At 58.5% G+C, this 25329-nt stretch carries 20 protein-coding genes, 1 tRNA gene and 2 pseudogenes; 3 read left to right on the top strand and 20 right to left on the bottom strand.

The genetic code is table 11. From position 1 onward, the window contains the following. Positions 1–28 precede the first annotated feature (28 nt). The 7 genes from M7439_RS07315 to M7439_RS07285 are packed head-to-tail and all read right to left on the bottom strand — an operon-like array spanning position 29 to position 7480. Entirely contained in the window at positions 29–1600 is a 1572-nt protein-coding gene (locus M7439_RS07315) for an NADH-quinone oxidoreductase subunit C (RefSeq protein ID WP_298347174.1), read from the bottom strand. 3 nt (positions 1601–1603) lie between these two features. Further along, positions 1604–3070, bottom strand: coding sequence for a proton-conducting transporter membrane subunit (locus tag M7439_RS07310; RefSeq protein ID WP_298347171.1), 1467 nt, complete (start codon positions 3068–3070; stop codon positions 1604–1606). Beyond that, positions 3067–3714, bottom strand: a complete 648-nt coding sequence (locus tag M7439_RS07305) for a hypothetical protein (protein WP_298347169.1) — start codon at positions 3712–3714, stop codon at positions 3067–3069. The genes M7439_RS07310 and M7439_RS07305 overlap by 4 nt, the downstream gene beginning before the upstream one ends. Beyond that, positions 3711–4649 (bottom strand): respiratory chain complex I subunit 1 family protein, encoded by a 939-nt coding sequence (locus tag M7439_RS07300; RefSeq protein WP_298347167.1) that lies wholly within the window; start codon positions 4647–4649, stop codon positions 3711–3713. Before M7439_RS07300 ends, M7439_RS07305 begins: the two co-directional genes overlap by 4 nt. Further along, the gene (locus tag M7439_RS07295) at positions 4646–6589 is read right to left on the bottom strand and encodes a proton-conducting transporter membrane subunit (RefSeq protein WP_298347165.1); all 1944 of its coding nucleotides are present in this window, start codon (positions 6587–6589) and stop codon (positions 4646–4648) included. The genes M7439_RS07300 and M7439_RS07295 overlap by 4 nt, the downstream gene beginning before the upstream one ends. Continuing rightward, positions 6586–7068: an NADH-quinone oxidoreductase subunit B family protein gene (locus M7439_RS07290; protein WP_298347163.1), complete on the bottom strand. Its 483-nt coding sequence runs from the start codon at positions 7066–7068 to the stop codon at positions 6586–6588. The genes M7439_RS07295 and M7439_RS07290 overlap by 4 nt, the downstream gene beginning before the upstream one ends. Before the next feature lie 7 nt (positions 7069–7075). Further along, entirely contained in the window at positions 7076–7480 is a 405-nt protein-coding gene (locus tag M7439_RS07285) for a helix-turn-helix transcriptional regulator (protein WP_298347161.1), read from the bottom strand. A 477-nt stretch (positions 7481–7957) separates the two neighbouring features. On the opposite strand from M7439_RS07285, the gene M7439_RS07280 reads away from it, so the two are divergent. Beyond that, positions 7958–8881 carry a cation diffusion facilitator family transporter gene (locus M7439_RS07280; RefSeq protein ID WP_298347159.1) on the top strand — a complete coding sequence of 308 codons (924 nt, stop codon included), beginning with the start codon at positions 7958–7960 and terminating at the stop codon, positions 8879–8881. 82 nt (positions 8882–8963) lie between these two features. On the opposite strand, the gene M7439_RS07275 is transcribed toward M7439_RS07280, so the two are convergent. The 10 genes and pseudogenes from M7439_RS07275 to M7439_RS07235 all read right to left on the bottom strand — a co-directional run bounded on the left by M7439_RS07275 (position 8964) and on the right by M7439_RS07235 (position 18682). Next, positions 8964–9572, bottom strand: coding sequence for a Fic family protein (locus tag M7439_RS07275; protein ID WP_298347157.1), 609 nt, complete (start codon positions 9570–9572; stop codon positions 8964–8966). A gap of 12 nt (positions 9573–9584) precedes the next feature. Beyond that, positions 9585–9737 (bottom strand): annotated as a pseudogene (locus M7439_RS13055) (Fic family protein); the annotation flags it as partial. Further along, positions 9685–10254 carry a Fic/DOC family N-terminal domain-containing protein gene (locus M7439_RS07270; protein ID WP_298347156.1) on the bottom strand — a complete coding sequence of 190 codons (570 nt, stop codon included), beginning with the start codon at positions 10252–10254 and terminating at the stop codon, positions 9685–9687. The pseudogene M7439_RS13055 and the gene M7439_RS07270, both read right to left, overlap by 53 nt. A gap of 59 nt (positions 10255–10313) precedes the next feature. After that, the gene (locus M7439_RS07265) at positions 10314–10721 is read right to left on the bottom strand and encodes a helix-turn-helix domain-containing protein (protein ID WP_298347155.1); all 408 of its coding nucleotides are present in this window, start codon (positions 10719–10721) and stop codon (positions 10314–10316) included. 149 nt (positions 10722–10870) lie between these two features. Continuing rightward, a complete protein-coding gene (locus M7439_RS07260) occupies positions 10871–11686 on the bottom strand; it encodes an NAD(P)-dependent oxidoreductase (protein WP_298347153.1) in 816 nt (271 codons plus the stop codon). Then, complete coding sequence (locus M7439_RS07255) at positions 11683–12144, bottom strand: MarR family winged helix-turn-helix transcriptional regulator (RefSeq protein ID WP_298347152.1); 462 nt, start codon at positions 12142–12144, stop codon at positions 11683–11685. The genes M7439_RS07260 and M7439_RS07255 overlap by 4 nt, the downstream gene beginning before the upstream one ends. Before the next feature lie 256 nt (positions 12145–12400). Continuing rightward, positions 12401–12477 (bottom strand) — tRNA-Met (locus M7439_RS07250). 30 nt (positions 12478–12507) lie between these two features. Then, the gene (locus M7439_RS07245) at positions 12508–15372 is read right to left on the bottom strand and encodes a UPF0182 family protein (RefSeq protein ID WP_298347150.1); all 2865 of its coding nucleotides are present in this window, start codon (positions 15370–15372) and stop codon (positions 12508–12510) included. A 10-nt stretch (positions 15373–15382) separates the two neighbouring features. Beyond that, positions 15383–17656, bottom strand: a complete 2274-nt coding sequence (locus M7439_RS07240) for a hypothetical protein (protein ID WP_298347148.1) — start codon at positions 17654–17656, stop codon at positions 15383–15385. A 9-nt stretch (positions 17657–17665) separates the two neighbouring features. Continuing rightward, positions 17666–18682, bottom strand: coding sequence for a PDZ domain-containing protein (locus M7439_RS07235; RefSeq protein ID WP_298347146.1), 1017 nt, complete (start codon positions 18680–18682; stop codon positions 17666–17668). Between the two features lie 179 nt (positions 18683–18861). On the opposite strand from M7439_RS07235, the gene M7439_RS07230 reads away from it, so the two are divergent. Further along, positions 18862–19281, top strand: coding sequence for a hypothetical protein (locus tag M7439_RS07230; protein ID WP_298347144.1), 420 nt, complete (start codon positions 18862–18864; stop codon positions 19279–19281). Positions 19282–19292: 11 nt separating this feature from the next. Here the strand turns inward: M7439_RS07230 and M7439_RS07225 are convergent, their stop codons facing one another. After that, on the bottom strand, positions 19293–20507 hold the full coding sequence (locus M7439_RS07225) for an acyl-CoA dehydrogenase family protein (protein ID WP_298347142.1): 1215 nt from the start codon (positions 20505–20507) through the stop codon (positions 19293–19295). Between the two features lie 65 nt (positions 20508–20572). Beyond that, positions 20573–21967, bottom strand: coding sequence for a cysteine--tRNA ligase (gene cysS / locus M7439_RS07220; protein WP_298347141.1), 1395 nt, complete (start codon positions 21965–21967; stop codon positions 20573–20575). 78 nt (positions 21968–22045) lie between these two features. Between cysS and valS the strand changes: the two genes are divergently transcribed. Continuing rightward, positions 22046–24661 (top strand): valine--tRNA ligase, encoded by a 2616-nt coding sequence (gene valS, locus M7439_RS07215; RefSeq protein WP_298347139.1) that lies wholly within the window; start codon positions 22046–22048, stop codon positions 24659–24661. Positions 24662–24756: 95 nt separating this feature from the next. Here valS and M7439_RS07210 read toward each other — a convergent pair. Beyond that, a pseudogene (locus M7439_RS07210) lies at positions 24757–25074 on the bottom strand (DUF488 domain-containing protein); the annotation flags it as partial. Positions 25075–25329 lie beyond the last annotated feature (255 nt).

The raw sequence follows: 25329 nt of genomic DNA, 5'->3' as shown, positions 1-25329 counted from the left end.
ATCGATTATGTCGTCGTCCATCGAACGTTTAGAGGTCGTTGCCAGCGTAGGAGAGATTGAAACTCTTGTTGATCAACGGAAAATCGGCTACCATCGCTCCACGGAGAGAGATCGAGACAGCTGGCCAGTTGAAGAAGGAGGGGTCGACGATCTTTGCCCGTAGGATGCATCCATTTTCAGCGACGATACGATGGGTGAGTCGGCCTCTCCAGCTCTCGACGCAGGCGATTCCGCTTGTTCTCGATAACGAGTAGTCTTGGGTGCCGGTCACTGTGGACATTGGATGCCCACTCAGTTGTGCTGATACCTCTGCGAGATGGACCAAGGTCGCACGCAGCTGTTGGAGGCGAACATCAAGGCGGGCCGCGACGTCACCGGTTTGTAAGGGCGTGATCCCGGCGTGGTTTTGCGCCTGGGAGTGGATCAGCGCCGGTTTGTCATGGTCCAATGGTGGGGTTTTGTCCAGTGAGGCCCCATGACCCAACGAGGCGTCACGGAGCGGGGCTCCTACCTCCGCAATGGGCAGACCGGAGGCGAGTGCGACATAGCCAACACACCCGATTGCTTTGGCATCAACGGTGTCTAGGATGCCAGTACCCTTCAATCTGTCCATGGCCATGATGTTGGAGGTGAAGATGTCGATGATCTCGTTCATCGCCGTCAATCGCTCCACAAAGAACTGGGGATCAGGTCGCTCGCGCAGGTCGGCGCCCCCTAGCCTCACCGCTCCGCGCAGCAGTCGATGACCGGTAAGGCGTCTGTTCTCGCGCATGACGTGCTCGCGCTGGACGCCGGTGAAGGCATGAATGATGGAGAAGGCAACGTCGTTTGCGATGGCCCCAATGTCATTGATGAGGTTGTAGGTCTGCTCCAAGCCGAGGAGGAGCTGGCGTAGGAGTGCACTTGTGGTATCGATCTCGATCCCGAGCGCGTCTTCGATCGCCTGGGCCATGGCGAGGGCGTGGCCAACCGAGGTGTCTCCAGAGATCTTCTCGGCGAGAACGATGGCCTCGGGGTACGAGCACCCCTCGAACAACTTCTCGATGCCGCGATGGACGAACCAGAGGCGTGCCTTCATGGTGATGATCGATTCACCGACCGCCGAAAATCGAAAGTGACCCGGTTCAATGATCCCTGCATGAATGGGGCCGACGCCGATTTCGTAGACGGCATCGCTGTCGACCTCCAGAAACTGATAGCCACGCTCATCGGTGAGTCTCCCCGGACTAGGGGCTGCCCCATGGAGGAGCGGATGGTACTCACTGGGCCAATGGGCATGTTTGACCAGCCGTGCCGGTTGCGGGTGCCCCACCAGCGTGACGCCAAATTGGTCAGCGATCTCTCGTTCGAATCGGCCAGTCGAGAAGTCGAGTGAGGCCATTGAGAGGAGTTGTGGGTCGGATCTCTCCAGCGGCAGTGCCCACTCAACCAGGGGTGCGGTTGGTGTGTTGGCCAACACATAGGCGATCTCGATAACCCCGTCATCGGATCGATCCTCGGCGCTCACTAAGGCGACTCGTCCCCCAGCCTCGAGGGCGGCACTGAGCGCTGGAGCGACGTCGTTGGGCGTGAGGCTCTTGGTGGGGATTGTGGTAGACATGATTCAGACCCGCTGGACAACGATGGAGGCGACATGGGTGATGACCTGCGTGGTCGGCGTGCCAAGCAGGCCCACGAGCACCGCGGCGGAGGTGGCGAGGAGAATAGGCAGTGATGACCCAACCGACCTTGCGGTACTGATGGGGTGGAGAGGCTCAGCGAGGGTCAAGGAGAGACCTGCTCGTGCGAGACCGACGGAGGCGAGAAGCAGTAGGAGCACGATAACGATGGCAGGAAGTAGGTAGCCTGCCTGAATGGTTGCGATGATGATGCCTGCTTCACTCCAGAACAGGCCAAAGGGTGGTACCGCAACGAGCGCGATCACGGCGAGGATAAAGCCTCGGGCAACGGAGGGATGGGTCCGTAGCATTCCACCAATATCGGCAATTCGATGCTTGCCCGTCGCCTCCTCCATCTGACCCGCGGTGATAAAAGCGGAGCTCTTCGCGATGCCGTGAACCAGTATGTGGAGCAGTAACGCTGCGATAGCGAGTTCGGTGTTGATAGCGATAGCGATGGCGACAAGGCCCATCTGCTCCATCGATGACTGTGCCAGCATGCGTTTGAGCTCTGTTTGGCCGATGATCAACAGCGCGGCGACCCCCATGGTGAGGATGCCAATCGTGAGGAGGAGGAGTCGACTGTACGAGGGTCCGACGATCGCTGTCGAGAGCTCAGCGATGCGAAGTACTACCGAACTTGCAACCGAGAGGAGCACGCCAGACATCATCGCCGATATTGGGGCGGGAGCCTGGGAATGGGCGTCGGGTAGCCAGGTATGGAAGGGGACCAAACCTGCCTTGGCCCCAAACCCGATGATGCCTAGCCCAATTCCGATGCGCATAATCTCAGGATTGAGCTGCTTCGCGTGGTGCAACAGGGTACTGATGAGCAACGCCTGTGATCCGGGTAGACCAGCCTTTGTGGCACCAAAATAGATCACCACGACGCCAAGGAGGGCAACAGAGAGGCCGAAGGAGCAGATGATGGCGTATTTCCATGCGGCTTCGAGGGATTTGGGAGTCCGCTTAAAACCCACGAGAAAGGTGGTGGAGACGGTCGTGGCCTCAACGGCGATCCAGGTAATACCGAGGTTGTTGGAGACGACAGCCAGAACCATGGTCAGCGTGAAGAGGTTGAAGAGGTTCCAGTACAGTCGTCGTTTCTGTTCGGCCATCGGATCATCGCCGAGTTGATGATTGAGATAGGCACGACTGGCGGCAGCGGCAAGCATCGCCACCGATCCAATCACGAGTAACATCATGCCAGCCAGTGGGCCGAGGCGAAAGTTGTTCGCCGCTACCGCGCGGTCAGGGTGCAAGAGGAGGACAAAGGCACCAATGGCGATGATGCCAAGGTCCGCGACGAGGGTGGCGATCCACGGTATCCGGTGAACATGGCCTAGGTTGGAGAGCCCTAGTACGACAAGAGGGAGCCCCACAGCGACAGAGAGTGCGATGGTTGCGGTCATTGTTCCCTCAATGCCGAAAGGTCATCGACATCGGTGCCCTCGAATTTGATCACCATGCGATTGGTGAGTGCCGCGAGGATCAGAATCACAAACACCAGGTCGAGACTGCCGCCGAGCTCGAGCACGAAGGGAACCCCGAGGGTGGCAAGGAACCCGAAGGCATCGATCCCGTTGTCGATCATCAAGAAGCCAATAATTTGACCGACCGCCCTGCGCCGCATGAGTAGGACTTGCATGCCGAAGAAGATCAGCGCGAGGCCGATGAAGCTGGATTGGGCAAGGCTGGTATGGGTTGCACGTGTGAGGGGGAGGAACACGAGATAGGCGATCACGCTGAGGATGCCTGAGAGGAGAAAGGAGCTGGTGGTGTTGCGGACGTTGGCGAGGTCAGCTTCTGGTGGGAGGCGCTTGACGGTGCGCATCAGCAGCCCTGGTAGCAATATGCCCCGGATTCCAAGTTCGAGAACTCCAGCGATGGCGAGTGCGACGGAGTGCGCTTCGATGGCAAGTAACCCTGGCAGCAGGCCGAGTACGACCCCTTGTACGCGGAGGATCGAGACCTGGGCGCGAAGATCTCGAAAGGCGGCGATCAGGATGCCAGTCAGCAAGAGCAGTGCTGGGCAGAGTTCGATCAGAATGCTCATCGTCCGCCTACAAAGAACGAGAGCATGATCGACAAGAAGGCAAGGATGAATGACCCTGAGAGTAACTCGGGAACCCTGCCGAGTCGGATCTTGGCCAGGGCCGTCTCGGCCAGGGCGATCAGCGCTGCGAGGACCAATACCTTGGCGATGAGCACCGTCATCGATAGCAGTAGTGCGCTGAGGTCTGAGACCCGATCAACAATTCCGATCGGGAAGAAGAGATTAGCGACTAACCCGAGCAGGAGTGAAAGGCGAATAGCAGAGGCCCATTCCACGGCTGCGAGGCGAGGACCGGAGTACTCGAGCAGCATCGCTTCGTGGATCATGGTGAGTTCAAGGTGCGTCGTTGGGTTATCAATAGGGAGTCGTTTGGTCTCTGCGATCACCACCACGATGAAGGCGCCAAGGGCTAGTAGATCCGCGGGTGCAAGCAGGTGGCCTGGATTGGAGAGTGCACTTCGGCAGATGATATCGAGTGAGCTGCTGTGAGCCGGGATGGAGAGCGCGAAAATGGCAACGAGCAACGTTGGTTCGACCAGGGATGATACGGTGAGTTCGCGAGAGGCACCCATGCCTCCAAAAGAGGTACCCAGGTCGAGGCCGGCGAGTGCTGTGGCGATATTGCCGAGGAAGAGGAGCCCGACGACGACGAAGAGATCGGACGATGAGCCAAGGCCGTCAGAGGTAGCGATGAAGGGTCCTACCGCCGCGATGGTGAGGCTAGTCCCAAGGAGGAGATAGGGAGCAAAACGGAAGATAGCGCTTGCCCCAACGGGCTCGATCGTCTCTTTGTCCCAAAGCTGGTGAAAGTGTCGGAACGGTTGGAGGAGAGGGGCACCTCGGCGCCCCTCAAGCAGGGCATGGATCTTGCGGATCAAACCGATAGTGACGGGACCCAGCAGGAGAAAAAGGATGATTTGGAGTAGGACAGTCATCTGGCAACCAGCAAGATGATCAGGAATCCGATGGCGCCATAGAGTACGTAGAGGCGCATGTTGCCGGGGTGCGCGCGACGTATGAGGTGTGCGGCTTGACCCATGCTTTGGGTCACGAATCGATGAAGGGTTGAGGCGACGATATCCGCCCGTGAGCGTTCGTAGCTGACGGTAGCAACGATGAGACGATCGGGGTCTGCGTGATCGGCGGCGGTGCGCTCCTGGAGTCGAAGGGCACTCGCGAAGATCGACTCAAGCGGTTGGGCGAACGAGGTGGAGTTGTACTGCATTCGGATACGAGGCTCTCCTCCACCCCCGTTCCAAAGATCAGCGGCGATCACCCTCCCATTGGACCGTATCCGACCTTCGACGAGGATGCCCACGGCGATGGTGAAGCAGGCAACTTCGACGAGGATCGCAAGGGGGGAGATGCCTCCCCTGAGCGGTGCGAGGGTCACAAAGAGTCCGATGTGGGTCGGCACTCCCTGGGGCAGCAGTAGCGTGGCGACGCGTTGATAGAGCGGGTCCACGAGGTTGGGAAGGGTCCCAAAGACGAGGTTCGCGCTTATGAGCAAGGAGATGACGATGGTGTCGAGCACAACCGCCACTCGCCTTCGCTGTACCGTGTTGACGTGGGGTGTCCGTTGCCTGGAGAGAACGCCGATGCCAAATGACTTGGTCATTGCCGCCACCTTCAAGCCAACGGTCAGAGCGAGGAGGGCGAGTGCGATCGGCATGACCACACGTAGAAGGATTGGTGCGGTTGACGGCGTGTGGATGAGTGCTTGCAGGAGGAGCCACTCACCGATGAAACCAGCTCCAAGGGGAAGACCGGTGGCACCGAGACTGGCAACGCCAAAACCAGCACTGGCGAGTGGTGAGCGATGAATCATCGCACCCATATGGTCGATATCGCGTGTGCCGGCATCGTCGATGAGTCGCCCGGAGGAGATAAAGGCGAGTGACTTGAAGAGAGCGTGTCCGATCAGATGAAGAATCGCGGCCGCTATGGCGAGTTCTGCCAGGACGACGAAGTGCGTCGCTCGGAGGAGTTCGTAGGCCCCCAGTGCGGTGATAATGATACCGAGGTTCTCACTCGTCGAGAAGGCGAGGAGCCGCTTGATGTCGGAGGAGACAAGGGCATGGAGTGCTCCATAGGTTGCGGATGCGAGCCCGATGATCATCATCAGTATCCCCCACCAGCTCTGACCAGGAGTGATAAGGTCGATGCGGACGATGCCGTAGATGCCGAGATTGACCATGCTCGCACTCATCAAGGTCGAGACCGGAGTCGGCGCTGCAGGATGGGCGAGAGGGAGCCAGGAGTTCAGCGGGAGGAGTCCCGCCTTGGAGGCGAAACCCAACAAACTGAGGATGAAGACAAGGTTCGAGAGCGGCAAAAGCTGTGCGGTGGGGCCATCCAAAAAGGCGGAGGTGGAGTTGACACTCAGCGTCGCCGTCGCGGCCAGGATCAGGGCGAAGCCAACTTGGGTGTAGGCGATATAGTAGAGCCCAGCCACTCGAGTGCTGGAGTCGCTGTAGTGTGCCAGGACGAGTGCGGCTGAGGTGAGTGCCATCGTCTCCCAAAAGAACCAGAAATCGAAGTAGGTCGCTGCCATGGGGACCAACAACATCGCGGCGAGGAAGGTCGGCATCAGTACCAGGGTCAGTCGTGGCACCTGATGCCGTGAGAAGTAGGTGCCCATATAAGCGGCGACGGTGATCGCGACGAACGATGTGAGCAGATCAAAGAGAGCCGACAGCACACCTAACCTGAGATGAAGGCCAGCGATTGGCAGCAACTCGGTCGTGTTGAGAACAAAAATGTGTCCCATGAGGCTTGCGACGGAGAGGAGTCCCCCAGCGAGTGCCACCGCGAGGGTGATCGCCGAGCAGCCGACCAGCCACCAGCGATATGATCGAAGTCTTTGGTCGGTCATCTGCCACTCAGTTCTCGCAATGCTGCGACGATCGCAGCTGGATCAGGTGGACAGCCGGGAACCTTTAGATCGATAGGGACGAGATCGGCCGGGCTTCCCTCGACGGCATAGCTAGCAAGGAAGGGACCTCCGTTGATGGCGCAGTCCCCGATGGCGATGAGGCGCTTAGGGGCAGGGACGGCCGCGATGGTTTGATGGAGCGGACCCACCAGGTTCTTGGTGACGACTCCTGTGATGAGAACGCCATCGCAGTGACGTGGCGAGGCCGCCATGGAGATACCGTACTGTTCGATGTCATAGATCGACGAGAAGCAGGCGTTGATTTCGAGTTCACAGCCGTTGCAGGACCCCACATCGAGATGACGTAGATGCACGGAGCCAGAAGGGAAAGCTGGCTGTTCCGAGGTCTGCTCTGAGGGGGGCTCAGTCTCGCTGACCCTTCCCGCATGGATGATGGTGCGAAGGAGTTGTTTGAGCATTGGCGAGCTATGCGCTGGGGGGTTGTAGGACGTTTGGGCGATTTGGTAGTGGGTACGAGGCTTGGAGGTCGATCAGGAGATCGCTGCGCTGGGCAAGAACGTCGATCAGAATACGCCTGGCAACGGCGAGCAATTCGATGAGCTCTGGGAACGCGAGTGAATAGACGACGTATTTTTCGCTCCGCTCAGAGCTGATAAGCCCTGCACGTTTGAGCACGTTGAGCTGTTGTGAGAGGTGGGGTGCGTTCGCCCCAATCTGGGCATTGAGATCACTGACGCTGAGCGGTCCCCCCGAGAGCAGCTCCAAGACTCTGATGCGGATGGGATGGCCCATCGCCTTGAAAAACTCCGCTTTGAGCTCGTAGAGAGGCGTCGCGCCCGCTGTCGAAGGGGCGAGAGATGTTCGTTCCATGGTGGAGATCTTACCGCCAGGAATGCTAAGCACTATCATAAATTGCGAAATTGCGAAATAATGCAGATGATTACCGCTAGAGGTGGAGTCTCATGTTCCGCTACGCATCCGCGAGGGGTGCCATACCCATCTGCTCCTGTGGTGTGGGATTGTGTTTGCGTGGTGATGGGCGGTCGGCACGGCTGAGTAACCGGAGCAAGACATCTGCTCCTGCAAAGAGGTTCTTCGGAGTGGGGCAGCGATGCCTGTTGGAGCCTGCAGCTGGAGCAACCATCGATTGGGCTCGCGCTCTTTTCATGTTGCGATCTCGGTAGACTGGTTGAGGTGGTCGACGTCTCCGGAACGAGTTCCAGCGCGTGCCAAGCGCATGTGGTCTTGGGAACAAGTCGGATGCTCGGATGCCGATCCTGGGGGGCTGGTATGCGTCTGTCTGCCGATTCCTGTTCGGCCCGTCGCCGCTGTCGAGGATTGTAAACAGTGGCACAAGCACACGACCATCACGCCTTCACCGCAACGGCTGGTAGCCGTCATCGGGGTCGACTCAAGTTCGTACTTGGGATCAGCCTGACGGTACTGGCCGCAGAGGTCATCGGTGGGTTGTTGGGCCATTCACTCGCTCTCCTCGCTGATGCTGGCCATGTGGCGACGGATGTCGCTGGCATTGGTCTCTCACTCCTCGGTATCTGGTTTGGTCGTCGACCTTCGAATGATGCGCGAACTTTTGGCTACCAACGAGCGGAAATATTCGCGGCAGTGATCAATGCCGTCTTACTCTTTGGAGTCGGGATTTTCATTATCGTTGAGGCAATCTTGCGTCTGATCCACCCGGAAGTGGCATCTGCGGGCATCATGACCATCTTTGGTGTGGTAGCACTGGTTGGCAATGGGATAAGTTTGGCGATCCTGCGTCCCGGCCAAGGAGAAAGCTTGAATATACGGGGGGCCTTTCTCGAGACCCTCTCTGACCTGCTTGGAGCGATTGCGGTGTTGATCGCGGCGGCCTTGATCGCGGCGGCCGGGTTTGAACGAGCCGACGCGCTTGCCTCGCTCCTGATCGGAATCCTCATTGTGCCGAGAACGATGAAGTTGTTGCGTGAAACGGTGGATGTGCTCTTGGAGGCGACGCCAAGAGATATCAACATGGCTGAGATACGAGAACATATCCAGTCAACACCAGGAGTGTTGGCGGTCCACGATCTTCATGTCTGGACGATTACGAGCGGCAATCCGGTGCTTTCTGCGCATGTCGTGATCGAAGATATCGTCTTCGATCGTGGTGGAGCGGCGACGATACTAGATGAACTTGGGGAGTGTCTCTCTGGGCATTTTGATGTCGAACATTGCACCTTTCAACTTGAGCCTGCACGGCATCAGTTGCACGAACAGACGACTCACCAATGACTGTTGAGTTGCCTTGGCTCTGAGCCTCCGCGAAGCAGCACACCAGTTGTCCAGCTGACAGTCAACGCTACGGCTTCGACCCTCATGTTACTGCGATCCCCCTGTGTCGAGGCACAGTACGCACGGGCTCACTCGTGCGAGTGTCGCCCTCGGGACTAGCGAGCTGGCGCTCCAGTGCAGTGAAGGCGGCGATGACCTCTGGCGCCTCGAATGCCTTGTTGCGCCGCCCGATGTTCACCTGTCGGAGAATCCCGGCATCGACGAGACGTTGGATCGCTGCCGCTGCTGGTTTGTAGGTACGTCCGAGGAGCGTTGCGGCACTGTCCGCAGTCAGGATTGGCGCACCGGGAAGTACCCGGAGGAGAACGTCCGTTCCGGAGTTGGCACGGACAGATCCCAGTCGTTCACGCCACTCCACTTCTAGCTCAGCCGCTCGTCGTTCGTACGTGCTGGCGTCAGCGACGGACCTCGTGCAAGCACTTGCGAAGCGCCCAATCCACGTGTTGAGCCCGTCGATGGCGGCAGGGGACGTTGGTGATCCGACGTAGCGGAACAGGGTCAACCCGTCGATGTAATCCCTCGCCCACGTAGCGAGCACCAGGGACACGGGAGGAAGCGTTCGGAGAGCGAGTCCCCGACGTCGAAGGATGAGATGGATCAGGGCTCGACCTGTTCTTCCGTTTCCGTCCACGAACGGGTGGATCGTCTCAAACTGGGCATGCGCGATGGCAGCTTGCGCAACAGGTGGGAGATCGTCCGTGTAGCAGAAGGCGCACAGGTCTTTAAGAAGTTCGTTGACGAATTCAGGGGGAGGGGGGGACGAAGACGGCAGCGCAGGGGTTGTTGGCGCTTCCACCAATCCAGTTTTGTTGGTCTCTGGCGATACCTCCGTACTGTTCAAGTCGTGTGCCAGCAAGGAGACGACGGTGCATGTCGAGGAGGATGTCCACGGTGATGGGATCCCCGGCATCGATGCTCTCGACCGCAAATACCATGGCGTCGATGTTATTGAGGACCTCGGCTGCCGTGACGTCGGCTGCCGCCTGGTGCATTCCTCGAACGACCTCGGCATGGAGCAGACGTCGTGCTCCGACCTCCAGTCCTTCAATCCGTGATGAGGCCACGGCTTCGGCACGAAGGAGGATTCGAGCGAGCGCCTCAGTGTCAACACGAGCGTTCGCTTCGATGTTCAGACGAACGATCGCCGCCTCGGCATCTGCAACATCGGCAGCGACTTCACCCTCTAGGAAAAACCGCCTTCCCATGAGATGATCTGGGACATACGCCTCGTATTCGCATGACCGACTGTCCTTGCGAGGTAGCCCGGTGCCGCCGACATCGCTCCTCCAGCGCCGCTTCAGAACCGTAGACATGGAATCTCCTTGTTAGATGTTAGTGTACAACCTCCAATAAGGATCGGCGGTGTGGGAGGTTAAGTGTCGCCCGATTCGTCCGGTCCGGCGCTCTCCAGGAGTCGGTTGAGGGCAACCACAGGCACGAGGATGCGTCGCCCAATCCGGATGCAGGGAATCTCGCCACGGTTCACGGCGTCGTAGGCGGTGGCACGAGAGATACCAAGGACGACCGCCGCCTCTTCGACGGTGACAGTCAGGCGGAATAATGGCCTCACTCGGGGAGCTGACCGAAGGTCGCTCCGATCCCATCTGAGCCGGAGGGGGGCTTGCTGGTCGATGAGGTCTCGGAGTGGTTCGTCTGCTGCTTGTGCCGAGCCGTGGAATGTCTTCGAGTGCACCTTGTACTTCCCGGTGACTGGGTCCTTCTCGAGGAAGACCCGCAGCTCCAAGACGCCTCGCTTGATCTCACGTTTCGATCCACACACGAAAGCAAGCGTAGCGATATTTTGGGGTTGCCTTTGGGAATCTTTGGGGGCCAGCAGAAAGGCCAGTCCCTAGAGACTGGCCCTGGCCTGCACTTTCCTTGGTGGCGGGGGTAGGATTTGAACCTGCGACCTTTGGGCCATGAGCCGCTCTAGAGAGACTCCTCGTCGGCAGCTTGGTAAACGCTACGCACCATAGGAGCGAAGCCGAGACTTCTGGCGAGGGTTCCATCGACGTGTCCGTTCCAGGGGTTTTCAAGGGGCTGAGCCGATGTGGGGTAGTCGGTGCCGACGATGCGGGCGATCTCGTATACCGAGGTGGGAGCATCGTCCGCGAGGTTGACGATCCGCCGATCGAGAACTCCGGTGAGGGCGAGTTGCATGGCGGTAGCGATGTCACGATGGTGGATCAAACTCAACGTGGCGGCGGGATGCCATCCCCATGACCCCAAGAGTCCGGGCGCCGATTGCAGATGGCCGTCGCCGTCGCCGTAGACGAAAGCGAACCGCAGGATGCTCCACGTCAGGCCGCTGCGCCGAAGTTCCTGCTCGGCGATGACCTTGCTGGCCGGGTAGGGGCGGGGCGGGTCAACAGGATCGTCTTCGCGCGCTGGCCAAGGCAGATGTTCGTCGTAGACGAGATTGGTGCTAGCCATGATTATTCGTGCCTCGGGGGCATGGGTCCGGACCGCTGTGATGAGGTTGTGGGTGCCGTCGACGTTGACTCGCCGTATCTGCTCCGGATCTGGGGTCCGCAGAACGGCTGCTAGGTGGATCACGGCGGAGATTCCCTCCACGGCTTCCGGGAGGGTAGTCGGATCCAGGAGGTCTCCGGCGACCGACGTGACACCGTCGGGGAGGGGCCCACCGGGTCGCACGAGTGCACGACAGTTGTACCCCGCGTCGACCAGGCGTGGAATGAGGCGAGAGCCGACCAATCCGGTTGCACCGGTGATAAGAATGGTCATGGTGTTCCTTTCGATAGAAGGTCATGGAGCTTGCCAGTGGCGGTACGAAGAACGTGGACAGTGGTTTCCACCTCAGACGCTGCGATGCCATCAAACGCGGTCCCCAGAATCAGGGCTATCGGGTCGGGCAGCTTTGGCCACAACGCGGCACCGGCCGGAGTAAGCCTCAACATCTTCTGTCGCTGATCGGTGCGGCTCGGCTCCTGTACGAGCAATCCTTTGCGGACCAAGGCGGCGACCACGCCGGTGAGGGTTGCTCGTTCAACCTGGAGCAGGGCTGCGAGGTCACGCTGTGGGATCTCGCCCACCGTTGCAAGGTGGTAGAGCACGTACCACTGTGTGGGGCCGAGATCGTGGGGGCGCAGCACAGATTCCATCACCAGCCGCGATGCAAGATAATACTTCTTCGCCCACGCCCCGGCCGACTCGTGCTGAGGGTCCGTTACTTCGTTAGCCACCTTACCAATATAGCATGGTAGCTAACAGATACCAAACCAATGGTTCACGGGAACGTGGCCAGCGTTCGACTCCACATCGATCCGCAACTTCAGGGTCTGGTGCTTCTCGATGCCGGCAAACCCATCTGGGAGTAGCTGTCGAACGTCCCACCCGTCGAAATCCGAAGAGGCAGCATTCATAGGATGGTCCATGAGATGGATCTGCGGGCAGCAGAAGGGCCAGTCCCTAGAGACTGGCCCTGGCCTGCACTTTCCTTGGTGGCGGGGGTAGGATTTGAACCTACGACCTTCGGGTTATGAGCCCGACGAGCTACCTAGCTGCTCCACCCCGCGTTGTCCTATTCAGTATAGCTGGACCGTTGACTACTTCTTAGCCGTGGAAGCCTTAACCTTGGTAGAAATCTCGTTGAGCAGCGCGCCAATTTGGTTGATGTCCTGCTGGTACTGCGAGAGGTTCCCGGACTTGAGTGCAGCCTGTGCCTTGGTATAAAGAGCCTGGGCTTTCGCGATGATACTCGAGGCCTGTGATGAGACAACCGTGCTCGGAACGGAGGTTGCGGCCTTTTGACTTCCTTCGGCCCCATTTGGAATTACCCCAAAGATCTGCTGAAGGTCGCCAGCGACCGTTGGGCTGATGGCGATGTTGGTTCCGTAGGCGGCGACGATCTCTTTGATTTCAGGAATTGGGTTGGAGGTACTTGAGACGTAGAGAGGCGTGACCCAAAGGAGATTTTGTCCAAGCGGTATGGCAGAGGTCGATCCGAAGTCAACGTTGGATCCGTGTTGATCGAGAAGGGTGAGTTCCTGTGATACCGCTGTCTGTGATGTCATGCGAGAGGTGATCTGGTTGGGACCATCAATCTGCTCGCCGTTCGGCGTGATCAGCGTGGTGAGTTGATAGGGATTAGAGGGAGACGATTGGCCGACCAAGAAGCCGGTGAGGTTCTGGGTCGAGCCTGATGGGGAGTAAGGGACGTAGGCTTCCACAAGGCTGAGATTGGTCGACTTGGACCCTGGAAGCTGCATCATCTCGTAGACCGGCAACATCGGGGAGTTGCTTGTGCTTGAGAGCGAGGCAAAGCCACCACTGGTTCCTGAAGGGATTTGGCCGATCGCTGGGCTCGCTGAGACCTCCCATGCATTACCCGCTGAGTAGAAGTTCGAGGCACTGGTGACGTGATAGAGCCCGTACATTTGCGCCTGCACTGATAACAGATCGCTTGGGTAGCGGAGATGCTCTTCTATCGCCGGATTCATTGAGGACAGTGGCTGGAAGACGTGAGGGAAAGCCTTCTCGTAGGCCTGGATCATTGGGTCGGATGGATCGGATACGTAGAAGTGCATTGAGCCGGAGTAGGCATCGATGACCACTTTGACGGAGTTCCGGATGTAGTTGTAGTTGCCGTTGGCGAGTTGACTGCCCGAGGGGACGGCGCTGGTGTTGGCGGCCTGAGCGTACGGGTAGTTCGGACTCGTAGTGTAGCCATTGAGTACCCAATAGACCCGTCCGTTAGCGATCACTGGGTACGGGTGGGATCCGTACTTGAGGAACGGCATGGCCATCTGTGCACGCGTAACGATGCCCCGTTCGAACATAATGCGCGATTGGGGGGTAACAAGAGAGGAGTCCAAGATGTTGATGTCGCCAAAGCGCAGCGCGAAGGCGGCTCGTTTGATGATCGACGTGAGTTGCACACCGCCCGTTGAATGATAATGCGTCTCCACTGAGGCACCCGATCGGAGCTGGTAGTCGATCTCTGGCTGCTTGGTGTTGGCGATGACATAGCCGCTCATATCTTCGCCGTAGTAGACCTGGGGCTGTTGGAGCACCGGCACCCCACCCTTGGAGACAGGGGGTAGGTTGCCGATGTCGAAGATCGGGTTACCTCCGTTAGAGACGGTGTTGGCTTCAGCGAGAGCGGCACCGTATCCGTGGGTGAATTGAAGGTGTTCGTTAACCCAGGATTGAGCGGGCAAGTTGTTGGAGTTGATTTGACGCACACCGACGAGCACGGGAGTGGTGACCCCGTGCACCTTATAGGTCTCAATCGACAAGGAGTTGAATTGATAGTAGGACCGGATATCTTGCAGCTTGTCGAAGGTCTGTAATGGTTGGGTAGAGCCCCAGAGGATGATTGACTGAAGCGCGTTGTCATTGGTGAGAGCTACGGAAGAGGACGTATTGGTTGCAGCTTCGTAGGGAGCGGCCGAGATCGAGTTCAGACCCATTGCATAGCGCGTCGCGATGATATTACGCTCAATGTAGGGCGCCTCTTTTTGCTCCTGCGCCGGTGCCACCTCGAACTTCTCAATCAAGGCGGGATAGATGGCGCCGAGCACAATCGAGATGAAGGCCCATAGCCCGAGTGCCAGGACGGGAAGTACCCAACCCTGTCGGTAGATATTGAAGACAAATAAGCCGCAGGCGACAACGGAGATGAAGATTAGCAGGTTGATGGCAGGGAGCTGTGCATGGACATCGGTGTAGCTTGCCCCCTCGACGTATCCTCGTGTTGACATGTCAAGTTGGTAGCGCTGAAAGTAGTAGCCAACGGCCTTGATGAGCGCCATAACCGCGAGTAGGACCGACATATGAGCCTTGAGGTGGGCGGTAGCACGAGTGCCCCGTCCCTGGAGTCGCAGGGAACCATTGAGATAGGCCACGGCAATCGTGAGGACGAAGGTGACAGCAACAGCGAGGAAGCTCCATGAGATGAGGAACTGGATGAAGGGTAGGCGGAAGACGAAGAAGCCGGCGTTCAGATGGAACTGCGGGTCCTTCGTTGGGAAAGGTACGTAGTTGCGAAAGAGTAGCCAGTTTTTCCACTCGCTTGGTGCCTGTGAGGCGACGATGAGCGTGGCGACAACCGTGATGGCGATCTTGGCGATTTTGGGGTGTTGTTCATTCGTGGCGCGGTAACGCTGAATGAGATCATCGTCTTGGGGGGTGATCGCTGGGAGATGATGGTTTGCAATGGTCAAGGAGACGTAACAAGCGACGGCGAAGATCGCTGCAAAGACGATCCAGAGCTCTACCTTGGCAAGAAGAACACCCTTCCAGATTTCGTCGAGATGGTAGTTCGAAAACCAGAGGAAGTCGGTATAGAAGACAGCAATGCCCTTGAGCGAAAACAGAACGACAATCAGGAGTACGACAACCCCGATCAGAATGAGCTGTGCCCGCGACGGCCCCCGTCGGTTACGGGTGATATCTTGTGGAACGCGCATCCACTATACCCTAGGCGAAGACAGGAACAATAACGCAGGTGCAGCCGGGGTGTGCTGGCGGATTCTCATGTCCAGTAGGGAACGCTTCAGCTAAGGGATTGATTCCAGCGAGCATATTGTCTTCGCAGTCCGCGCAGGGTTGCGTGGCCGACGATGTGACCCATAGATAGCCGGTTGCCCCCGGAACGAGGCGAACACCACGACAGAAAATCTGATAGGCATTGTCGCTGATGAGTTCGTCAAGCTTGCGTCGAGCTTCACGGTAGACCCCGTTCGTGCGAGCGACGAGCTCCATCTCGTCCAGCTCGGAGCTGCGCTCGAGTATTTCAAGCGCGCGCACCAGGGTCGCCTGTCCGAGGGCGTCGGTAAGATCGATCGCCATCTCTTGCGATAGCTCGTCAAAGCGCTGACCTGAGGGATCGAAGCGCTGGTCTCCGAGGAGGGCGCCGAAGTCAGATCCGGCATGCAGGATACGAGCCACGAGTAGGCGCACATCTCCGGCTCGCGTTTGGCTGTCGTTGATGATCTGGTCGATGAGAGAGATAGCGCTATCGCGCCCGCTGGAACGAAGCGTCGCCAGAATTTTGTTGAGATCATCCTGGGTGATTCGCTTTATCCGTCGCGAAAGGTCAACCGTACGGGGGTCGAAAAGATCCTTGAGCGCACCTCGAATTTTCTGAGCTAGATGGTCGGTCTCGGAGTCATGGAGATTCTGGGCACTCTCGGGTAAGGGGTCGACCACGGAGTCGTCCGGCACTGCGGCGTCAGAGTCGTCAGACGTCGCCGCTGGAACGGGACTCGGTTGGCTCACGGTTCGCGAAGTGGCCATACTGTGGTCAGCGTCCTCTTCGCGGAGTTCGCTAAAGAGTGCCTCGAGACGTTGCAGACGAGACTTGGAGTTGTCTGGTGTCGTGGCCTCAGGGCGTGGTTGACGATACCGCTCCACGACGATGATTTCATCCTCGAACTCCGTTGCATCATGGAGCTCTGGAGGTTCTTGTCCCGCTCCTGTGTCGGACACACCCGACGGGGTGAAGGCGGCATCAGTGGAGCTGGCATCGGCCTCACCGATCTCATGAAGCGGAGTTGGATGATCGTCCTCGGACGTCGAGGGTTCTTGTACAGAGACTTGGGGTTCTTGTGCTGCGACCTCACTGCTCTTTGACTCTCGAATGTCCTTTGACTCACGGAGGTCACTCGAAGGGGATTCCGTTGTCTCTGTACCCTGATCGTCAGAGTGCAGAGTGCTAGGTTCCTCGATCACACGGTCATCGACCACGCGGTCGATCAGGTAATCCTCCTCGTCGTCGAGTTCAAATGCCGCCGTCTGCTCGGCAGCGAGCTCGATGAGCTTGGTAACATCAGCGAGTGTCAACGCAGCTTGCGTGGTATCGACACCCGCCTCAACGGGGGTGGTATCCGCGTTTTCTGTTGGTTTGGTGACGTGGTTGAGCGCATCCCCGTCAACGGATTCTGCGGTTGGCAGATCACGAAGCTTGACGTCAACGATCCCTGGTTCTTCACTCGTTGGCGTGGTGTCGTGCTCGTTCTCTCCCGTGGGGACCTCGGTGGCAGCGTGTTCAGGGAAGAGCGGTCGCGTGTCGAGCGAAGCGAGTGATGAACGAACCAGATCCTGTGCGCCTCGGAGGATCCCGATCAGGTGTTGGCGCTCAAGGTCGAGACCAGAGATCTCCTCCCGAACCTGAGCAGCACGGTTTTCGGCCTGCTGGGTTAAGTTGGCCGCATGTTCGCGAGCACGAAATACCAAGGAACGCCCCTCGCGCTTTGCCGCCTCTACCGTGCTCGCCGCCGTGGAGTCAGCCATAGCAAGGATCTCACGTCCTTGCTGTCGTACCTCCTCGAGATGGGCACGAGCAACTTGACGCCCCTCCTCGATCTCGCTTTCGGCAGCTAACTTGGCCTGTCTGGTAATCTCTTCTGCCTCACGCCGTGCCCGTTCCACGAGATCCTTCGCCGTGGACTCCGCCTTACGTCGGAGTCCGAGTGCGGCATCGTTAGCACTTTTGAGCACCTCAGAGGCCTCCTGGCCGAGCAACTTGCTGGCCCGCTCTGGGTCGGAGAGCGCGAGACGCGTATCCTCGCGCAGCGTTTCATGAGCCTGTCGCGCTTGGGAGAGTTCGACCTCTAACTTGGCGATTCTCTCTGAGGCTTGCGATAGCTCTTGACGCAGCGCAGCGAGCAGACGATCAACCGCTTCGCGGTCGTAACCTTTTCTGACGATGTTGAAGCTCTCGTGTGTATCGTTAGTCTCTGGCCGCCACATTCTCGCCTCCTATCGGACTACTTCCTTTGGAGTGATTGCCCTTCCGAGCCGCTCAACCTCTCGTACCGCCTGAGAGAGAAAGGTTACACCGATCACGTCGATCGTTCCGTGTGAAGCCCGCTGGGCACTCTGGCGCTGTACTGATGGCACAAGTACATAGCGTAGATGCCCAGCCCGCATGGCCGCGACTCTTTGTGCGATCCCAAACACTGGCTGTATTGCTCCGTCAGGTTTGACGACGCCAATGAGACCCACGGCAAGAGGGTAGTTGAGGTGGAGATGGCGGACGCTATCGATGATCGCGAGAGCTTCTGCGAGTCCTTCACTACCGTCGAGCGCCCGAGGGATTTCTAACCGGAGTGCGTTTGGGAGCTCGTAGAGGCTGCCAGCGGCAATGACAATCCCCAACTTCCCTTCGTTAAAGGGCACCCGCACTTGGCTGCGCCTGGGTGCTGGGGCGCCCACTTGTTGGCGTTCGAGCACAAGTGTAACAGTCGGACTATGCGGTTTCGAGGTCAATGCTGTCTCAAAGTTCAATAGATTCGAGACCCTCAGTCCGTTGACGGCGGTGATGAGGTCACCAAGGCGAATGACGCCCTGAGCTGGAGAATGTGGGAGGATGTCGCGGACGATGAGCCCGTGAGTGTCGGTAATCGGTAGCCCGAGATACCGGTAGGCCGCGACTCCAGCGGATAGCACCGCCTGGAGGTTGCTAGAGGCGGCGTCGTCTAAGGGTGTCTTTTGATTGCGCAGGGGAGTGATGAACTCCAGATTGGGATTGAGGTGATCGATGACAAGCTGGAGTGGGGTGAGCGTAGTGACGGAAAGCTGTGCATCGAACAGGGCTAGATGACGGGGATGGTGATGATCCAAACCAACAGCTTGGGATAGATTGACGAGACCCCCTGGGCCGATGGCGACCTCAGATACCGTACCAAAGTCAAGCCAGATCAAGCTAGCGGCGAGGAGCAGGCTGCCCCACAGGATTGCGGTGGTGCGAAGTAGATTCCATCGAGCGTGGCTCACAACCTTTGAGTGTAGTGAGGCGCGGGTAGGGAGTTGGGACGACGAATGAGGTTGCATGTCGTACCCGGGCATGGGGATCGCACACGGAGAGAGGATTGTGCAGGCTGCCCGCGGTCGCTACGGGCGAGGTCAACGGAGAGTTCACCATGATCGCTACGAAATACCGCTAGCCTGAGCACATGCAACCCAAGCCCTTCGGATGGCTCACAGGACAACCCGCCAGATGGGTGGGTGCTTTTGCTCGTAAGTCTGATCGTCCTGGTGAGAGTCGCCACGAAAGGACGCTACCCCAGAAATCTCAGCAACCGACCCTCTCGATCGATGGCACCTGTCGACTCTGTCGGGCCAGCGGAGCTATCGCCTGTCGCCTTGCGCCAGCAATCGAAGTGCGTTCTGATCAGGCGTCAGTTATTCATGGTAGTGGCGTCGTCCTCACAATTGACGGTCACGAGTTCGTCGGCATCGATGCCGTTATCGAGTGGCTCCAGCTCTCGGGTGCGGGGGGCAGACTGATCGGCGCCTGGCTCCGCGGTCCCCGTAGGTATGCGGCTGCGGATCGGTGTTACCGATGGGTGGCAAGGCACCGACATCTTATCTGAGGACCAGTCACTCAGCGAAGTTTGACTCCTGAGATAGCCCGCGCAACGATCAGCCTTTGAATCTCAGAGGTCCCCTCAAAGATTGTATAGATCTTGGAGTCTCGGTGCCAGCGCTCCACTGGGTACTCCCGAACGTACCCATACCCGCCAAGGATTTGGATCGCCTCTTCGGTCGCTTTGACGGCAACTTCGCCAGCAAAGAGCTTTGACATCGACCCCTCCCCGTGAGAGAAAGAGTGGCCCTGAGCGGCCATCCATGCGGCACGATGGACAAGTAGTCGGGCCGCGTCGATCTGCGTGGCCATGTCGGCGAGCTTGAAAGCGATCGCTTGGTTTTCGATGATTGCTCGTCCGAATTGGCGACGCTCACGGGCATAGTCGAGCGCATACTCATAGGCCGCTCGAGCGATGCCAAGCGCTTGGGCCCCAACAAGGGGACGGGAGGCCTCAAAGGTCGCCATCGCTGCCTGCGACGAGGCACGCTTCCCTTCTCTAACGCGGGCCAGACGTTCATCAAGTCGATCCTTGCCGCCGAGCAGCAGGTGACTGGGGATGGTAACGTCTTCAAGGACAACCTCCGCAGTATGCGATGCCCTGATGCCCATTTTCTTGAACTTTTGCCCCATGCGAAGCCCACTCGTGCCAGGGGGGATGATGAAGCTTGCTTGGCCCCGCGATCCGAGTTCAGGATCGACACTCGCTACGATGACGTGGATATCGGCGATCCCGCCATTGGTGATCCAGGTTTTGGTTCCATTGAGGGTCCATGTGTCGTCGGCTTCGTTATAGACCGCTCGCGTCCGTAGCGATGAGACGTCACTCCCCGCATCCGGTTCGGTGACGCCAAAAGCGGCGAGTTTGGGATCATCGGCGCTGCCAAAACATTGGGGAATCCATTCGTTGGCTTGCTCGGCGGTTCCGTTTGCGAGAATGCCAGCCACCGCAAGCGTGGAGCCGAAGATGGCGAGCGTGATGCCAGCGTCGCCCCACGCGAGCTCCTCCATGACGAGTGGTAGTGTGAGGCCGGTTTTGTCGGCGTAAGCATTTACGAGGAAGTCATAGGAGTATAAGCCGATTTTGGCTGCCTCTTTGATAATCGGCCACGGTGTCTCTTCACGTTCGTCCCACTCGTGAGCCGCTGGCCGGATCGTCTTCTCGGCAAAATCGTGCGCCCATTGTTGTAGCTCGATCTGGTCCTCTGTCAGTGAAAGCGAGTATGGATCCATAATTCCTCCTATCTTTTCAGTATATTACCGTTCGGTAACATATGCTCCATGCCACCTTGATCTATCTAGCTATCAAGCGATGACGTTGCATCGAGAGACTCGTCGGTTGCGAGGCGGCGATCCTTGCGTAGCTCCGTTCCATCTTTCGTATCAAAGATGGCGAAGCCGGCGGCTTCGATGACCGCACGGAGCGCATCGGCTTGCGCGTAGTCACGACGTTGTTTGGCTTGTTGCCGAGCTTCGACAGCTTCGCTAATCTCTGGAGGGATGAAGAGGTCCTCGGTCGTTGGCGCAAGCCCGAGCCAGTCAAGCATGGCGTACACCGTAGCTGCTGTATCAGCCGCTGGGCCAGATTGGCGTTGGTCGTAGCGGGTATTGCCCTCTCTTACCTGGTCGAAGAGGAGTGAAAACGCAGTAGGCGTGTCAAGATCATTGTCGAGAGCATCGACAAAGGTGGCGAGGGTGTCGGCTTCGACCTGACCGAATGGGCCACGCTCGAGGAAGTTGTCAATGCGATTGAGCGATGCTAACGCATCGTTGAGCGTGGCTTCAGACATCTCAAGCGGTGAGCGATAGTATGCGCGCAGGTACGCGAGGCGGACGGCTCGCCCTCCAAATCCCCTCACCGCCTCGGTGAGATCAAGCGTGTTGCCGATCGACTTCGACATCTTCTCGCCGTTCATCTCCACGAAGCCGACGTGGGCCCAGTGGCGAGCAAAGGGTGCACCGAGTACCTGCGCTTGAGCCAGTTCATTCTCATGATGGGGGAAAATGAGGTCCATGCCGCCACCATGAAGATCAAAGGTCGTGCCGAGCAGCTCAATCGACATGGTCACACATTCGGTGTGCCATCCTGGGCGGCCATAACCCCAGGGTGATGCGAAACCGACCTCGTGTGCCTCTACTCGCTTCCAGAGCGCGAAGTCGAGCGGCGACTCTTTCGATTGGTTGATCTCAACGCGGTTGCCGGGTTGGAGGTGGTCAAAGTCCTGCTTGGTGAGGAGTCCGTAGTGGGGGACGCTCGCGATGCGGAGATAGACCCCGTCTTCGACCACATAGGCAGCTTTGGCATCGATCATCATCGCAATTTTGACGATCATGGCTTGAACCCATTCGGTGGCGTGTGGGGTGGCGTCGGGCCGATCAACCCCGAGTTGGTCCATGGTCTCCCACCAGATCGCCTCATAGCGGCTGGCAATCTCCTCGGCGCTTGTCGACTCCTCTGCGGCTCGTGTGATGATCTTGTCGTCGATATCGGTCACATTCATGACGAGGTTCACATGCAACCCTTTGTGTTGAAGGTGGCGACGGAGCAGATCATAGGTGGCCACGATACGACCATGTCCAAGATGGGGGCGGTCCTGTACCGTAGGGCCGCAGACGTAGAGGGAGAAGGTCTCCTGACCCGGGTTGATAAGCTGGGTAACTGATCCGGTCATGGTGTCAAAGAGTGTGGTCATCGCTCTTTCAGTATACGAGCCGCTACTCGCGGCGGGAGTGAAGTCACGGCGCACAAGCCGCGAGAGGAGTTGGTTGCTGTGATCAGCGTCCCCGACAAGGTCACCCTTGATGGGCTAGAACAAAAATGGTCTACTATCTGGGAGGAGCGCGAGGTCTACCGCTTTGATGACAGCGTTCCCGCCCAGGCCATCTACTCAATCGACACTCCTCCTCCAACGGTGAGTGGTTCGTTGCATATTGGCCATGTGTTTTCCTACACCCATGCGGACATCATCGCTCGTTATCAACGCATGCAGGGGCATGAGGTCTTCTACCCTGTGGGGTGGGATGATAACGGCGTGCCAACGGAGCGGCGGGTGCAAAACTACTTCTCCGTCCGGTGTGATCCCTCACTACAGTACGAGCCGGATCTTGTACCCGATTCGACTGCGAAGGTGCTTCGGCCTGTCTCCCGGGCTAACTTTATCGAACTGTGTGAACAACTCACCCAACTCGATGAGCAGGTCTACGAGATGTTATGGCGCCGAGTCGGACTCTCTGTCGATTGGTCACTCACCTATACCACCGTCGGCTCACGATCTCGCAAAGTCTCGCAGGCAGCATTTCTGTCGCTGCTCGCAAAGGGCGAGATCTATCAAAACTCCTCGCCGACCCTTTGGGATGTCGACTTCCAAACAGCAGTATCGCAGGCAGAACTCGAGGATCGTCCCGTCGCCGGCAAGTATCATCGCGTGCGATTCCAAGTGGTAGGGGGTGGGCAAGTCGAGATCGAAACCTCCAGGCCGGAGCTCCTTCCGGCCTGCGTTGGCTTGGTGGTGCATCCTGATGATACGCGGTACCAGTCGCTCGTGGGACAGAGGGTGTTGACGCCACTCTTTGGAGTCCCGGTTACGGTGATTGCGCATCCACTCGCCGATCCCGAGAAGGGAACTGGCGCGGCGATGGTGTGCACCTTTGGTGACCTCACGGACGTCACCTGGTGGCGTGAGGGACAACTTCCGCTGCGAGTGATTATGGGGCGCGACGGACGTCTTCTCGACGGTATCGTCTTTGGTTCTGATCAATTCCCTTCGGAGGACCCTGAGCGTGCCAATGCCCTCTACGGCGAGCTGGCTCGACGACGCAGTGTTGCTGCACGCGAGCGCGTCACTGAGCTGCTCTTGGAATCGGGAGAGCTTCTAGGAACGCCGACCAATGTCCAGCATGCCGTCAAATTCTACGAGAAGGGTGATCGGCCACTGGAGGTTGTCGCCTCGCGTCAGTGGTTCTTGCGGCTCCTGTCACATCGTGATGCCTTTATCGCTCGGGGAGAGGAGCTGGACTGGCTCCCACCGCACATGCGAGTTCGCTACGAGAATTGGGTGCGAGGTCTTAATGCGGATTGGAATCTCTCGAGGCAGCGATTCTTTGGGATCCCAATCCCTATCTGGTATCCGATCGATGCAGCTGGCGAGATTGACTACGATCGGCCGATCCTCCCAGCGATGGAGGATCTCCCCATCGATCCGCATAGCCAGACTCCTCTTGGGTTCCAGGAGAGCCAGCGGAACCAGCCAGGCGGATTTGCTGCCGATCCTGACGTGATGGATACCTGGGCGACCTCGAGTTTGAGCCCCCAGCTGGCGGGGGGCTGGCTTGAACAGCCTGAACGATTCGCGAAGGTCTTCCCGATGGATCTACGGCCCCAAGGGCAGGAGATTATTCGTACCTGGCTGTTCTATACGATCGTGCGTAGTGAACTTGGCTTTGGCGCATTACCCTTTAAGCGCGCGCTGATATCGGGGTTTGTGCTCGACCCCGATCGTAAGAAGATGTCCAAGTCCAAGGGTAATGTGGTCACACCCCTCCCCCTTGTTGAACGTTTTGGGTCAGATGCGTTGCGCTACTGGGCGGCAGGGGGCAGGCCTGGGGTCGATACCGCGGCCGATGAAGGACAGATGAAAATCGGTCGTCGTCTGGCGATCAAGATCGCCAACGCGACCAAGTTTGTGCTCGGTACCCTCGCGCGGGTCGAGAGTCCACCAGAGATGGTCGCTCCGCACCCGCTCGATCTCAGCTTTCTGGCGGTGTTGGACGAGGCACTCAATGACGCTACCGTTCGCCTCGAACAGAACGATTACACCGGGGCGCTTGAGACGATTGAGCGTTGTTTCTGGGAGTTCTGCGATGACTATCTTGAGCTCGTCAAGGTCCGTGCCTACGGTGATCCGACAGAGGTTGTACTGCCTCTCGTGACCCTGTCGGAGGCAGGTAGGGCATCGGCGTTGGCGACGCTTCGAATCGCGAACGAGCTCTTGTTGCGAGCCTTGGCCCCGTACCAGCCCTTCGTGACTGAGGAGGCGTGGTCGTGGTCACACGATGAGTCCATCCATCGTAATGCCTGGCCTCAGCGGGGCGAGGGGCTGCGCAGGCTTATGGAAGGCTCCGCGGCGGTACAGGGAGAGGCTGCAGTGGATGTCTTTCGCGCCACCCAGGAGGTCTTGACGGAGGTGCGAAAGATCAAGAGTGAACACAAGGTTTCGCCCAAGACGCCGGTGGAGCGGGTGGTGATTCGTGATACCGGGGATCGGCTTCGCTCCCTTGGTGCCGCGCTCGGAGATCTTGCAGCGGCCGGAGTTGTGCGAAGTATTGCGTTGCAAGAAGAGGGATCAGCACCCGCTATCGAAGTGCTGATGGATCCGGAGGTGGGTTGAGCCTTTGCACCGGGCTGGCTTTGCACCGGGCTGGCTTTGCATCGGGCTGGCCTTGCATTGCGCTGCCCTCGCATCGCGCCATGATCCTTGTCGTCCTACTCCGAGCAGCCGCTCTGTGCAAGCGTGCAGGCGAGAACGAGTGCGGCGGAGTGCGCAAGATCGCGTGTTGCCGTCAAGAGGATGAGGATACCATCGCTTTGCGCATGGGCAGCCAGGTTGTTGAGGGTAGTCTGTCGCTCCGGTAGCAGCAGTTCTTGTTGGTACTGTTCGCTAAAAGCTTCGAACCTCTCGGGCACATGGCGATACCACCGTCGAAGCGGCGTGCTCGGTGCCAGTTCCTTCTCCCATCGGTCCCAAGAGCGTGCCTCCTTGGAGATACCGCGAGGCCAAAGACGATCCACAAGGACTCGGTAACCTGGGCGTAGCGACGGCGCAGCTTAGATCCGCTGGACGACGATATTGGCAGAGATCGTCAGCTCATCGACGGATTCTGTCATCGGGTACGAGCCTCATACAATCTGCTGGTGCGGGATTCGGCATTCGACAGTGATCGATTTGACTTTCAGAGGCGATTGCTCCGCAGGCGGGGCAGACGCGAGAGAGCCAGCACGCAGGGTCGCCGACAGGGTCAACTGGGTCGTTCTCGTCGTGTGCCATCGGCACCTCCT

The sequence above is a fragment of the Ferrimicrobium sp. genome (genome assembly GCF_027319265.1).
Lineage (GTDB): Bacteria > Actinomycetota > Acidimicrobiia > Acidimicrobiales > Acidimicrobiaceae > Ferrimicrobium.
Note: the sequence above shows the minus strand (reverse complement) of the source record. Positions and strands in the feature narration are given on the sequence as shown.

What these genes read in the sequence shown, in the direction of transcription:
- M7439_RS07315 (WP_298347174.1), bottom strand. Translation starts at nt 1,600, where the DNA reads ATGTCTACCACAATCCCCACCAAGAGCCTCACGCCCAACGACGTCGCT.
- M7439_RS07310 (WP_298347171.1), bottom strand. Translation starts at nt 3,070, where the DNA reads ATGACCGCAACCATCGCACTCTCTGTCGCTGTGGGGCTCCCTCTTGTC.
- M7439_RS07305 (WP_298347169.1), bottom strand. Translation starts at nt 3,714, where the DNA reads ATGAGCATTCTGATCGAACTCTGCCCAGCACTGCTCTTGCTGACTGGC.
- M7439_RS07300 (WP_298347167.1), bottom strand. Translation starts at nt 4,649, where the DNA reads ATGACTGTCCTACTCCAAATCATCCTTTTTCTCCTGCTGGGTCCCGTC.
- M7439_RS07295 (WP_298347165.1), bottom strand. Translation starts at nt 6,589, where the DNA reads ATGACCGACCAAAGACTTCGATCATATCGCTGGTGGCTGGTCGGCTGC.
- M7439_RS07290 (WP_298347163.1), bottom strand. Translation starts at nt 7,068, where the DNA reads ATGCTCAAACAACTCCTTCGCACCATCATCCATGCGGGAAGGGTCAGC.
- M7439_RS07285 (WP_298347161.1), bottom strand. Translation starts at nt 7,480, where the DNA reads ATGGAACGAACATCTCTCGCCCCTTCGACAGCGGGCGCGACGCCTCTC.
- M7439_RS07270 (WP_298347156.1), bottom strand. Translation starts at nt 10,254, where the DNA reads ATGTCTACGGTTCTGAAGCGGCGCTGGAGGAGCGATGTCGGCGGCACC.
- M7439_RS07260 (WP_298347153.1), bottom strand. Translation starts at nt 11,686, where the DNA reads ATGACCATTCTTATCACCGGTGCAACCGGATTGGTCGGCTCTCGCCTC.
- M7439_RS07245 (WP_298347150.1), bottom strand. Translation starts at nt 15,372, where the DNA reads ATGCGCGTTCCACAAGATATCACCCGTAACCGACGGGGGCCGTCGCGG.
- M7439_RS07240 (WP_298347148.1), bottom strand. Translation starts at nt 17,656, where the DNA reads ATGTGGCGGCCAGAGACTAACGATACACACGAGAGCTTCAACATCGTC.
- M7439_RS07230 (WP_298347144.1), top strand. Translation starts at nt 18,862, where the DNA reads ATGCAACCCAAGCCCTTCGGATGGCTCACAGGACAACCCGCCAGATGG.
- M7439_RS07225 (WP_298347142.1), bottom strand. Translation starts at nt 20,507, where the DNA reads ATGGATCCATACTCGCTTTCACTGACAGAGGACCAGATCGAGCTACAA.
- cysS (WP_298347141.1), bottom strand. Translation starts at nt 21,967, where the DNA reads ATGACCACACTCTTTGACACCATGACCGGATCAGTTACCCAGCTTATC.